Genomic DNA, 12,415 nt, shown 5'->3' on the forward strand with positions numbered 1-12,415 from the left:
ATTAAGGAGTGAATCATGATCCCCCATTGTGTTGGTTTGTGGATGTACCAAAATTCAGGTGGAACAGAGATAGAGCGCAAGATTGTTACTCAGTTAAAAGACAGAAATATTGAAGCGGTTACCGGGCTGGACTTAGGTCAGGCATCGGCTCATAACGGCAGTATTTTTTGCAACGGCTATATGATGGATGAGTTAGACCTGTTTTTTTCCTATAACGCCGGTCAGCAGAGTCCGTTTCAAGTCTATTTGTACCAGACTTTGAGCAGTATGATCCCTACCATCAACAACTACACGGCGTTTGAACTGACTGAAGACAAGTTTCGGACAGCACATCTGCTAAAGAAACACGGTATTCCTAGCTCGGATTATATTGTTTGTAACAAAAATAATATCGAACAGCTTAAGGAACACTTGCGTTTTTGGCAGGGCAAGGCTATTTGCAAGCCGGTAAACGGCTGGGGCGGCAATGGGATCATTAAACTTGAAAGCGAGCGTGATCTTGATTTGATTCACCCGTATATCACCAAACAAAACTCGCCTCAGTTCTACATCGAGCGGGTGATCGAAAATGATTTTACCGACTACCGAATTGATATTGTCGATAATAAGTTTGTTGCTTGCTATGGCCGCAAAGCAGCGTCGGGAAGCTGGAAAACGAATGTTACCAGCGGAGGCAGTGTGATCTGCCGTGAACCCTCTTCAGAGGTGATAGAGCTGGCACTGAAGGCTGCCAAAATAACCGGATTGGAAGTGGCAGGTGTCGATATTATCTACGACATCGAACATCAGCAATATGTGGTACTGGAAGTTAACGGGATCCCGGCTTTTGCTACTCCGGATCAAGAACAAGCCGGACTTAACTTCAACGATACAAAAATTTCGTATTTGGTCGATCTTATTGAGCGTACCGTCTGCAAAGAAAAGGCCAGCAAAGAAAAGACCAATGGATTAGAAGCCTCTATTGTTGATCTTGCTGCAATAGATCTCGCCTCAGCCTCTCATGTTAAGGAAGAAACACTATGACCTCGCCAAAGCAGTCTTTGCCAACGATCGGTATGCTTTATCTCGACCATGTTCTGCGTTTTTTCGACAAATCCAACTTCAAGGGGTGGCCGGAGAAGATTGAGCAGGTGGTTTATCATTGGGGAAATGACAAGCAACGTTTTATTGATGAGGTCAAACGAAAGAAAATTGATGTGCTAATCGGTAATGTGCCGGCTACGGCCTATGAAACGTTTCGTGAGATAGCCCGTGCGTTACCCAAGGTGAGGTTTATACCGACTCTGGATAGTCAGTTCAGCAATAAATCCAAGGAAAATGTCACTCACTTTTGTCACAAATACCAGCTGCCGATCCCGAAAACCGAGATTTTTTATCAGGTTGATGAAGCATTGGCTTATATCAACAACACCCAATACCCTAAAATTGTGAAACGCTCTTATGGCCCGTCGAATTATGGTGGCTACTTTGTTCATAAGATCGATAGCGCAGAAGAGGCGGTGCGTTTGTTTTCTGAAAAACGTTACTATCCTGCCTATATTCAGGACTTTGTTCCTATGAAGGCAGATATTCGGGTCATGTTGGTGGGTCACCAGCCTGTGTGTGCGTTTTGGCGTCGCCCTCCAGAAGGGGAGTGGCTAACCAATACCAGCCAGGGTGGCAGTATGGATTATCAGGACGTACCGCAAGAGGTGCTGGATCTGTCAGTAAGGGCATCCAAAGCCGCCAATGCCGAGTATTGGGCCTGTGATATCGCTGTCAGTACCAAGGATGAATACACCATCTTGGAGTGTGCGACGGCATTTGCGGCATTTCCATATATTCGTGACTGGATTGGACAATATCTAATGTGGCTGTTGGCACCTCAGTATTTCGGCAAGCCGCACTTTGTACATAAGAACTGGGAAGAACTCGGCAAGATAGATGCATCATTATTGCGCACGATGCGTCACATCACTTTCGGCCAAGCCAGCAGCTCGACAGATACCGGTGAGTATGCACCAGCTGATGAGCAGTACTCGGTGCTAAAAACGCATCACATGCCAGGTGAAGAGTGGCCGAGTGAAGCTTGGAATTTCCAGGATATGCATCACCAAGGGCAAGGAAACCCTTATATGGCTCAGGAGCCTGTGGCGGATTGTCATCACGAGGATCAGAATCAGGCTGAACACCTTCTCGATAGTGGGATAGAAGATTGTTCGAATGTCACTGTGATGGGTAAAACCGATACCGAGCGTCAAACAGATGTCGCGTGCGAAACGGATACCGAGATCGAGACTGCTCCCGAATCCAAAACGGAGTCCGTTCAGGTATATGAGCCCGAGCAGCTTGTGGCGTTCTTTAAAGGTGTGAAGGGTATTGGTCAAACTTTGGCGCAGGAGATTGTAGAAACACTTGGAGTTACCGGTGTCTTATATGCATTGGAGCACGAGCCGCAGCAGTTAATGACGTTCAGAAATCTGAAGCAGAAAAAACTGGAGGCGATCCTCCGTTGCTGGAAAGAAAACGAGCGGGTTAGCTAGGGGGCTGTTATGAAGAAACAATACCTGTCTTATCAGGAGACGGTCGATTTTCTGGCTCAGGCAATGGAAAAGTATCCCCATTTGATACGGCTGGAAAGTATTGGTGATACTCATGAAGGTCGCCCGATCATGATGGTGACAGTGTCACAGGATGTCGCCTATGCCAATCTCAAACCGGCGCTGTTATATACCGGGACTATTCATGCCCGAGAGTGGATCGGTATAGAACTTGCGGTGAACTTTATCCAGTATCTGTTGGATAATTATCCCAGTAATCCGGATGTTGTCGAGGCGTTGACGCGTAATACGCTCTATATGGTGCCCTGCCTTAACCCTGATGGCTTCGAGTATTCACGTAAGCACTTCTCTTTTTGGCGCAAGAATCGTCGAGATAATGGTGACGGTACATTCGGGGTGGATTTGAACCGCAACTTTGGTATCAACTTCCGTCGATCGGGTGATACCCAGTCGAATATCTATGGTGGGCCAGAGCCGTTCTCGGAGCCAGAAACCCAGGCAATTAAAGGGTTTGTCGAAGCTCACGATAATATTCGTTTAGCCTTGGATTACCATTCGCAGGGTAACGTGTTCTTTCCCGCGCATAAATTCAACCATGAGGCTGAAATAGAAGGCACTGATCTTAATGTTTTGTGCGCCAATATGGCGCAGGAAATCTATAAGGTAACTCAGCGCCAATACGGTATTCATCGCGGCAAGCCGCCTGCTAACCTGATCCACGGTAGCGGGCGTGAGTATTACTATGATCGTGGAATCTTATCGGCCGTGGTTGAGGTGGGTAGCCGGAATATTCCAGATTACCTGATTAATATGTCGCAGAGCGTAGATGAAAATATTCCGGCTTTATTGTACGCACTGAGTAGTGCGATTAATTACTCTGATTTAGCTCCTATGCGCCCGGAAAACTTTACGGTTATGGATGTGTCGGCCAATCAGGCAGTACTCGCTTGGGATCACTCACCAGACGATGAAGGTTGCTATTATCAGGTATATCGCAGCGAGTCGCCTAAGTATCATTGCACCAGGGAGAACTTAATAGCGATCACCTCGCAGAGTGAATATACCGATAAGCAGTTAAAGTCGGGATATCGTTATTACTATAATTTGCGCAAAGTGAATCGGGTGAGCCGGATCAAGTCACCATTTGCACCTGAAGTGAAGATCAAGACCTGTCTCGAAAAAGACGAGTTCTCATTCACCCTGTTCCCCAAACCAGAACAAATTGGCTATGTTGGCGAGCTGACTTCGGGGCAAAACACTGATCATTTTGGCTATAACTCCCTGTTTATCGGAGTTAATAAAACCAAGGGAGTGTGTTACGGCGTTATTGCATTCGATATGGACCGGATCCCATCGGATGCCATCATCAAAAATGCGATGTTCTCTCTTTATCCGATGAATCGAGTCGGGGCCAAGATTGAAAACTATGGTGAATGGTCGGTATCGATCCTAAACCCGGACGATATCAATGAGTTGTTTCATTTTGATGATATTCATGATGCGACACCATTGCAGACACTGGGAGATGCGATTGACTCTGATCAGCTGACTCAGGGAATATGGAAGAGCTGGCGTTTCAGCGCGATGGAAAGACTGCTAATACAGGATCAGCTCGAAAAAGGCCAGTTGTTGCTTCGCTTGCAGGGGCCAGATAGCCTGCCGCTGAGCAACGACTCCCAAATGATGCAATTTGATATTGGCTATGGTCGTTTTGGTGGTGGTATCCACTACCGACCCTGCCTGGATCTTATCTATACTCGTCGTCCCTATCAGCTAGCACTTGCGGCAACGGATAGTCATACCATCAGCCAGGACAAGCCGCAGCAAAGTGTATTGCAATGTGGCTTTGATGCTGAAGGCGAAACGGTATTCGGTCAGGTTGCGTTTTCAATGTCTTGCATCAGTGATGAGTCAGATATCGTGATCACTCAGGCCTACTTTACGATCGAGAGTGAATCATTAAGTGGGGTATCGCACCCGATGCGGATTACGGTGGAAATTGCCGAACTGGATAACCTTGATTTTGATAGCGTTAAACATCGGGAAAAAATCGAGTTTCTTGGTTACGAGATAAGCAGCCAGGATCTGGCCAAATCACCACGACAGAGCTTTATGTTCGATAGCTCGGCAAGACAGCATCTTGAGTTGTTCCACAGTGAAAAGAGAACCGTCAATTTGATCATTCGTGCCACTTCGGCATCACGTCAGAAAGAGGCGATGGTGAACTGGCAGTCAATAGATAGTGAACAGCGCCCACAGTTGGTGATCGAATATATCGAGCGTCGCAAACAAGCTCTGGATGCTCCTCAAGAGTTAACCGCTACATTGGATAACGGTTTGGTGAAGTTGACCTGGACTAACCCGGCTCATCCGGATTTTGTCGGATCATACGTGGTTCGTAATAGCTTTCATCCACCGCGTTCGCCTTTTGATGGTGTGAAGCTGTACGCTGGAAAAGACAACTATACGTTCGACCGGTTTGGTAATGCCAACATGCCTAAATATTACTCGGTCTTTAGCTATGACAATGTACCTAACTACTCGGTGCCCGTGTCGTTAAAGTTCAGTGCCGATGAGGTTACACCGGTTGAGTATGATGAGTTCGAACCACAGGACGAGGTGGAAAAACGCTACCGTGACGGTGATTAAGGCTTTTAAGGGGACGCTGAACAAGGCTGCAGCAGCTAAACTGTAGTGATATCAATGAAGGATTTGTCTATAGATCTCTTTGACTCGGACGCTGATTGTCGGCGACAAGCTCTGAGGAGGAATGATGAGTAACTTACATGGCATCTCGATGGATGTTGAGCGGGTAGATGAGATGGTTTTCATGGAATTCAAGGCTATTGGCACCCTGACTCATGCCGACTACGAGAAGATTACACCAATGATTGAGGATGCATTGGTTGATATTGAAAAGCCGATTGTGAATGTTTACGTGGATGGAACTGAATTTCAAGGGTGGCAATTACAAGCTGCCTGGGATGATCTTAAACTGGGTTTAAAGCATGGCAAGAAGTTCAATAAAGTCGCTTTTTACGGGAATAGCCGGTGGCAGGAAGTGATGTCCAAGGTGGGTAGCTGGTTTGTATCTGGTGAAGTGAAGTATTTTGACGAACCTCTGGATGCGCTAAGTTGGTTGAGGGGGTGATATTTATAACTAGTTTCACATTCGCAGCTATAGTTTTGAAATTACTATTGAATTAAAATGTGCGACCTGTCTCATAGCAAGCATTGAATATGGTGGGTTAACAACCCTGCCATGTTCTGTAACCGAGCTTGGTACGCTAGCACTAATTTACAGGTTGAATATGGATATTAATAAAACGGCGGCGGTTTTACTGTTTGCATTATTACCGATCACGGCTATCGCTGAGGACACGGAGCAGCTTGAATCGCCAATGAGGTATTTCGCAAGCCTGAAGGGCGGTGCAAGCCAACTCAGTAATTCAGATCGAGTTGTGCTTAGTAATGGTAATAAGCTTGAAGCGGAAACAACAACGAATGAGGGGTTTGCTGGCTTGGATATCGGAGTGTATACACCCGGCGGTCGGAGTCGTGTGTATTACAGTTTTGAACAGCATAAATCAGAAACGATGTTCAAAGATACGTCAGCCTATGAAACCAAAGCCAATATGCATCTGCTAAGTGCCGACTATTTGTTTCGCCATGAGAACTCTGTAAGTCCTTTTGTTGGTTTGCATATCGGTTATTCATCCGTTGAATCTGACTCCCGCTTCCCGGATGGATTTGATGCAAGTGGAATTGTGTTTGGTTTGCAGGCCGGTGTGAATTGGAAGGTGGTTGAACAGTTTGGGTTAGAGCTCGGACTCCGTCATTCGCTACTTCCTACGGATATTCAAACCTGGAATGGAGCAGATAGCACTGGAAATGCCGTGAAATTCGAATCACAACAAAACGGCGTATCGTCTATTTATGTCGGTGCTTCCTATATATTTTAACCGGTATATATTGCTCTGAGTGCCAGATCTGGTTGGTAGTGGTTTCATGCTTCGGTTTACTACCGGGTTCAGCTGCGTATAATGCCCTGCTAGTTTAACGACAACCATTATCAGTAAGGACTTCAGTTTGAAGCTATTTGTCAGAGATCTTACCGTCATCGATGCCTCTTACCTTTGCGCGCAGCGAGGTATGGTCGGAGAAAGTTGGATCCTCGATGTGGTGATGTCGGGTGAGCTGAATGAAATGAGCATGGTGCTTGACTTCAGCCGAGTCAAAAAACAAATCAAGCAACTGGTGGATGAGTATGTCGATCACCGTCTGATTGTGCCAGCTCAGAATGCCCGTATTCATGTGGCCGAAAGCCAACCTGGTTACACGACAGTAGATCTGCTGCGTGACGAGAAAAGTATTCACTTGAACTGCCCGGATCAGGCCTATTGCTTTATTGACGATGATGCAGTCACGATTGAATCGGTTACCCAGCATTTGTACCAGGTTCTTGAGGGTAAATTACCGGCCAATGTCCAGGGGTTGGAGCTGACGTTACGCCATGAGAATATTGACGGTTCTTTTTATCATTACAGCCATGGCCTTAAAAAGCATGATGGAAATTGCCAGCGTATTGCCCATGGTCACCGGTCTCCGATAGAGCTGTATGTCAACGGTCAACGTGACGCTGAGCTTGAGCAACTGTGGGCGCAGCGCTGGCAGGATATTTATCTGGGTAGCAGCGAAGATGAAGTGGCACTTTCAGTCCTGAACCTGAGCAAGCATGCAGCCACTGTTACTGAGTCAACCCACTACGGTTTTCGTTATCACGCCCCTCAGGGTAAGTTTGAGCTGGCTATTGCCCGTTCGGAAACCGAAGTACTCAGTACTGATACCACAGTGGAGTTGTTGGCACAGTACATTGCCGAGCAGGTAAGCCCTATGGTTGCGGCTAAGCCTCTCGAAGTTGTGGCCTACGAAGGGGTTGGCAAAGGCGCAATGGCTTCCTAGTTACCTCGAAGTCACTGCCGATAGTTTATTAAAGCCCTTATCCTCTAAGGGCTTTGCGAATTTTACTATTGTCCTTCAGTTATTGCTTCCGCAACGTTTTTCTTGCCCAATCGAGGATAAGCTGTTTTTCGTAAACAAGGATTCTGTCCCTGCTCATACCAGATACGCTAGCCTGATAGTTCAGGTTGGTTAGCCTTACCGTATCTGATTTCACCGCCGCCTCGCCTTGCTGCACCTGATAGCTAAAGTTGATTGATGGAGCCGAAATGCTGGTAAGGACCCGCAGTTTCTGACCGGTTTCTGAGCCGTAGCGAATATCGCCCGCCAAGTCTAAATTGTTGACCTTGACTGTCAGTGTCTGCTCCGGTGCTAGATAAATTTTTGCCATATCACTGAAGTGCTCGCTGAGGATCTCGAACACACGTTGCTGGAAGCGTGTCTGGCTGCCACCGGACGATCTTATATCACGGTAGTTTTCAGGGCTTGTCCAAGTCACAGATGCTGGTGGAATATCGATAGTTTCATCGGCATTGGCATAAAAACTGAGTAAGAGAAGGCTGGCAGTAAGCCAGATAGGACGTTTCATGTGTTAGAGCCTCCGCATAGCTTGCACTCAAGCTGGTGACACGGTTTGGCCTGTATAACAGGTCGTCAATTTTATATTTTTATTACTCTTAAGTTTATCAAACACTGTGGTTTGTGTGCATGGATGCAAGGAGTGTTTCTGTCTCAACGTTTAAGGCTACTGCTGATGATCTCTGCTGACAGGCGAATATAGCTTGCACGATGATGTTTCAGTTTGTCTGACTCGTCACCGGCCTTGATATTGATAGAGCCGTGTTGCGGCAATACCTGTTGGTAGTATTCGTGAAAATGGTTGCGCATTGTTATTTGTTAGTTAGATTCTCATAAATATCGCTTTCTTGTTGGGAAGCAACAAACAACCTTGAACTATACTGACAAGATTGTTTTTTAATTAGCAACTTAAAGATATCGGAAATAATAATTAGCTTTATTTATCTGGCTTTTCGACCGAGAAACAGGAGGTGGTTGTTCTATGTCGTGGCACTTTATCCCCCTCCTGTTGTTGTCTGCTTTTATTGCCGTTAGCCCGGTCTTCGGAGACGAAAGTGAAACGGTTTTTTCCTTGTCACCTTCCGTCTTATCTTCCGCATCATCGTATAGCAACTCGAGCTGGGAAGATCAGTCTAGGCCTGACAATGTATATGACTCCCCTTATTCGGTGGCACTTTTCTCGGCTCCAAGTGGTGAGGATGCCGATCGGCTGTGGTCTCAGACCAAATCAGTTGCTTGGTATGGGGTGGGGGTCGCTGGTGTCATTGCTTTGCTACCGGAAGACATTTCGAACTGGGACAACAGTAGTGAACGTTTGCTGGAAAAATGGTGGAACAATGTTAAAGACGGCCCGGTCTGGGATCGGGATATTTGGTATATCAACTATATCGGGCACCCTTACTTTGGTGGTGTTTATTACCAGGTTGCCCGAAAGTCCGGCTTTCGTCAGTGGGATGCATTTGTATACTCTTTTTTGATGTCGACGTTTTACTGGGAATATGGCTTGGAGGCTTTTGCGGAAATACCCGCCATACAGGATTTGGTATCAACGCCCGTGCTGGGTTGGGTGTACGGTGAGTGGGCCTTCAACAAGGAGCGCGAAATCATTCAGGGCGGCGGTAAGGTATGGGGCTCTTCGACGGTCGGGGATACAGCACTGTTTTTCCTGGATCCGGTAGATAGCATCGGTCGCGGTATCAATAACCTTATTGGTCGGGATGTCATCAAGGCAGGCACTGGCTATATCGGCTTTCAGGATGTTCAGCTGCCGAGCGGAGAGGTGGATACGCAGTTTAGGCTCAATATGAATTACAGCATTGGTGAGGGGGAGACAAGTCCAGCGCTTAAGCGGCGTAGGGAGTATGCAACGTCCTCTGCCTCAAATGATCCGATTGACTATGGCGTCGTGGGTATCTCGATAGGAGGACGATACCTGGACTTGGATGATATCTGGCAACTAGAGAATAGTTGGGCTCCGACAATCAGCCTTGGGGTCTATTTTACTCCGCAGTTTTCTTCCCGCTTGAACTATACGCGAGTAGAGACACAAGATGCGATTACCAATGCCGATGTGAGTTATGAGAACTATAGCTTTGATGTTCAATATTATTTGAATAGTGAGGAAAAAATAAGGCCGTATCTGAATGTTGGAATAGGAGAAACATTGCTGGAAAAAAATGTTGATCTTAAGACATTTCAGCTCAACGGCGGGGCTGGTTTGCATTATCAGTTTCATGCAAATTGGGCGGTACTCGTTGACTGGTCTCATTACCATAGTACCAGTACTTCAACAAACGATGACCTTTTTTCTGGTCAGCTGATATATCGGTTTGGGCGGGGAGAACGATAACTTAAAGGTGGGTATTGACTAATGGCTATTTGACGTTAGGATATGACGCAATTCTTTTCTTTATCAGGAGTGTATATGCCAGTTTGCAAAATCTGTCCAACAGAATGCACTTCTGTTGTCAAAATAGCTTACCTTAAGCAGCCTCAGATCGCTTAGCTAAGGCAGTGAATAGATAGAAAATATTCACTGCCGCAAAATCATTAACATCATGCGGCAAATAATAACTCTGAATATGAGGGTTTTATACTGCCTGAGATTAAGAGATTTCGTTATAACAGTACTATCACGTTGATGGTTAAGTGTTCAATTGCCATAGGATATTTCTGGTTTTGTAGTTGGGTATATCTCTACTTTTCGATTCCTTGGCAATTATTATAGATAAAATTTGTTGAATCGCTTGCTTGTCGTTAGAAACCTATCGAGCGAGAGATGAAATTTTTTCGATATCTAGAGGTTGGAAATGGAAAATATTAAACACTGGTCTCGAATGGAAATGCTCCATGAAACCGTAAAAAATAAAAATATTACCGTAAAGGGTACACATAGCTATTACAGCGGTGCCTATGATGATGGTTTCGAAAAATCGGCTGTACGTTATTTGCATGGTGATGAAGTCAGTAGTCAGTGGGAACCGCGCTGGGAAGTAGATAAGCTGTATATCGGAGATTATGTTTGCATTGGTGCAGAGGCTGTTATTCTGATGGGGGGAAACCATACCCATCGTTATGATTGGTTTTCCCTGTATCCGTTCATGGACAAAATTGAAGAAAGCTATCAATCGAAAGGCGATACCAGATTGGAAGATGGATGCTGGATCGGGATGCGGGCAATGATTATGCCGGGTGTTACTGTCGGAGAGGGTGCTATTGTCGCAGCCAACAGTGTAGTGTCAAAGGATGTACTACCTTACACTATTGTCGGGGGAACACCGGCGAAGCCAATTCGATTGCGCTTTTCGCAACAAACGGTAGACCGATTGTTGACCCTAGGTATTTATAACTGGTCCGAAGATAAATTCAACGCACTCAAAGATCTGATTTGTAGTTCTGACATTGATGCGTTGGAGAAAGCTCATTTGGAATTCGACAACGCATAGCCATAGTGAAGTTGAAACATGGAGCTCCATTTATTTAAGGTAAATGGAGTTCTAATTCAGTGAGTTATAAATAACTTAATTAGCAGGTTGTCCAGTGTTAGGCTGGCTCGCGAACGGCGTCTGAACGGTTTTTGGGATCAATCACCGTGGTCTTTTGAGTCACTTTCTGACAGATGTATTCACCGATTGGTAGTGCCGAGGTAGCGGCTGGAGATGGTGCATTGCACACATGCAGGCTACGCGGACTTTCGGCAAACAAGAAGTCGTGAACCAGGGTACCGTCTTTCAGTACCGCCTGAGCCCGGATCCCGGCAGGATAGGGTTCAAGATCGCAGGCTTTGATCTGCGGGCAGTATTTATTGACCAGCTTCAGGTAGCCGGGTTTCCACCATGAATTCTTGGTTTCTATTAGACCTGTTTTCAAGTGCTTGGCCGAGACTTTCCAGAACCCGCTGAATTGGACCATGTCTAAAATGTCCTTCAGACTAATGTTGATCCGGCCATATCCTTCCCGCTTCCAGCCTTGTACCGCATTGGGGCCGACAGTTACCGTACCGTCGATCATTCGGGTGAGATGCACGCCTAGAAAAGGCAGCTCAGGATCGGGGATAGGGTAGATCAGATGATTGACAATGTTGTTGAACTTCGGAGCCAGGCGGTAATATTCACCACGGTATGGAATGATCTGAAAATTGGTCTCTATATCTAGCATTTGCGTCAGGCGATCTGCCATCAGGCCGGAGCAGGAAATTAAGAAACGGCAATCAAGCTGGAAAGGCTGACCGTCGCTTTTGCAACCTACGGTAATTTGCTTTGTCGATTCAGATAATGCTATCACTTCGGTTCGTCGCGAAATTTCGCCACCCAGTTGAATAAACTCGTCCGCCATTTTTTCGGTGATCAGACGATAGTTTACGATACTGGTTGATTCAACGAAGATCGCTCCCAAACCGGTAATATTTGGCTCTCTTTCTGTAAGTGTATCTTGGTCGAGTAACTCAACATCAATGCCATTTTTCTGGCAGCGCTCGTAGAGTGCATGCATGCGTTCAAGCTCTAACTCGTTTGTTGCAACCAGCAATTTACCGCAGTTTTCAACCGGAATATTGTGCTTTTGACAGAACGCGAGTGTGCGTTCGACACCTGCTTTGCAGAAATCTGCTTTCAAGCTGCCCGGAGCATAATAGACTCCGGCATGAATAACGCCGCTGTTGTGTCCCGTTTGGTGTTGAGAAAGCGCATTTTCTTTTTCGACAACCAGAATGGACTTCTCCGGGTATTGCAGCTGAAGCTGCCAGGCTGTCGAGATACCAACAATGCCACCGCCGACAATAACGTAATCGTATATTTTGTTCACAGCTAGAACTCCCTCTTTTTACCCAGAATGGATCG

General features: G+C 46.2%; 11 protein-coding genes. 8 read left to right on the forward strand and 3 right to left on the reverse strand.

All coding sequences use genetic code 11. The features are described 5' to 3' along the window. Window positions 1-15: 15 nt before the first annotated feature. The 6 genes from EDI28_RS08560 to EDI28_RS08585 all read left to right on the forward strand — a co-directional run bounded on the left by EDI28_RS08560 (window position 16) and on the right by EDI28_RS08585 (window position 7,502). Complete coding sequence (locus EDI28_RS08560) at window positions 16-1,023, forward strand: ATP-grasp domain-containing protein (protein WP_128783424.1); 1,008 nt, start codon at window positions 16-18, stop codon at window positions 1,021-1,023. Further along, on the forward strand, window positions 1,020-2,522 hold the full coding sequence (locus EDI28_RS08565; protein ID WP_128783425.1) for an ATP-grasp domain-containing protein: 1,503 nt from the start codon (window positions 1,020-1,022) through the stop codon (window positions 2,520-2,522). The genes EDI28_RS08560 and EDI28_RS08565 overlap by 4 nt, the downstream gene beginning before the upstream one ends. A 9-nt stretch (window positions 2,523-2,531) precedes the next feature. Continuing rightward, on the forward strand, window positions 2,532-5,189 hold the full coding sequence (locus EDI28_RS08570) for a M14 family zinc carboxypeptidase (protein ID WP_128783426.1): 2,658 nt from the start codon (window positions 2,532-2,534) through the stop codon (window positions 5,187-5,189). A 124-nt stretch (window positions 5,190-5,313) separates the two neighbouring features. Beyond that, entirely contained in the window at window positions 5,314-5,691 is a 378-nt protein-coding gene (locus tag EDI28_RS08575; RefSeq protein ID WP_128783427.1) for a SpoIIAA family protein, read from the forward strand. A gap of 160 nt (window positions 5,692-5,851) precedes the next feature. Next, window positions 5,852-6,502 carry an outer membrane beta-barrel protein gene (locus tag EDI28_RS08580; RefSeq protein WP_128783428.1) on the forward strand — a complete coding sequence of 217 codons (651 nt, stop codon included), beginning with the start codon at window positions 5,852-5,854 and terminating at the stop codon, window positions 6,500-6,502. A 127-nt stretch (window positions 6,503-6,629) separates the two neighbouring features. Next, window positions 6,630-7,502 carry a 6-carboxytetrahydropterin synthase gene (locus EDI28_RS08585; RefSeq protein ID WP_128783429.1) on the forward strand — a complete coding sequence of 291 codons (873 nt, stop codon included), beginning with the start codon at window positions 6,630-6,632 and terminating at the stop codon, window positions 7,500-7,502. Between the two features lie 79 nt (window positions 7,503-7,581). On the opposite strand, the gene EDI28_RS08590 is transcribed toward EDI28_RS08585, so the two are convergent. Beyond that, complete coding sequence (locus EDI28_RS08590; protein WP_128783430.1) at window positions 7,582-8,088, reverse strand: DUF3016 domain-containing protein; 507 nt, start codon at window positions 8,086-8,088, stop codon at window positions 7,582-7,584. A 143-nt stretch (window positions 8,089-8,231) separates the two neighbouring features. Next, window positions 8,232-8,387, reverse strand: coding sequence for a hypothetical protein (locus EDI28_RS26895; RefSeq protein ID WP_164918507.1), 156 nt, complete (start codon window positions 8,385-8,387; stop codon window positions 8,232-8,234). A gap of 172 nt (window positions 8,388-8,559) precedes the next feature. On the opposite strand from EDI28_RS26895, the gene EDI28_RS08595 reads away from it, so the two are divergent. Then, window positions 8,560-9,927, forward strand: coding sequence for a DUF3943 domain-containing protein (locus EDI28_RS08595; protein ID WP_128783431.1), 1,368 nt, complete (start codon window positions 8,560-8,562; stop codon window positions 9,925-9,927). Between the two features lie 460 nt (window positions 9,928-10,387). Then, complete coding sequence (locus EDI28_RS08600) at window positions 10,388-11,023, forward strand: CatB-related O-acetyltransferase (RefSeq protein WP_128783432.1); 636 nt, start codon at window positions 10,388-10,390, stop codon at window positions 11,021-11,023. A gap of 97 nt (window positions 11,024-11,120) precedes the next feature. Here EDI28_RS08600 and lhgD read toward each other — a convergent pair whose 3' ends face one another. Then, window positions 11,121-12,380 carry an L-2-hydroxyglutarate dehydrogenase gene (gene lhgD, locus EDI28_RS08605; RefSeq protein ID WP_128783433.1) on the reverse strand — a complete coding sequence of 420 codons (1,260 nt, stop codon included), beginning with the start codon at window positions 12,378-12,380 and terminating at the stop codon, window positions 11,121-11,123. Window positions 12,381-12,415 lie beyond the last annotated feature (35 nt).

The sequence above is a fragment of the Photobacterium chitinilyticum genome, assembly GCF_004104355.1.
Lineage (GTDB): Bacteria > Pseudomonadota > Gammaproteobacteria > Enterobacterales > Vibrionaceae > Photobacterium > Photobacterium chitinilyticum.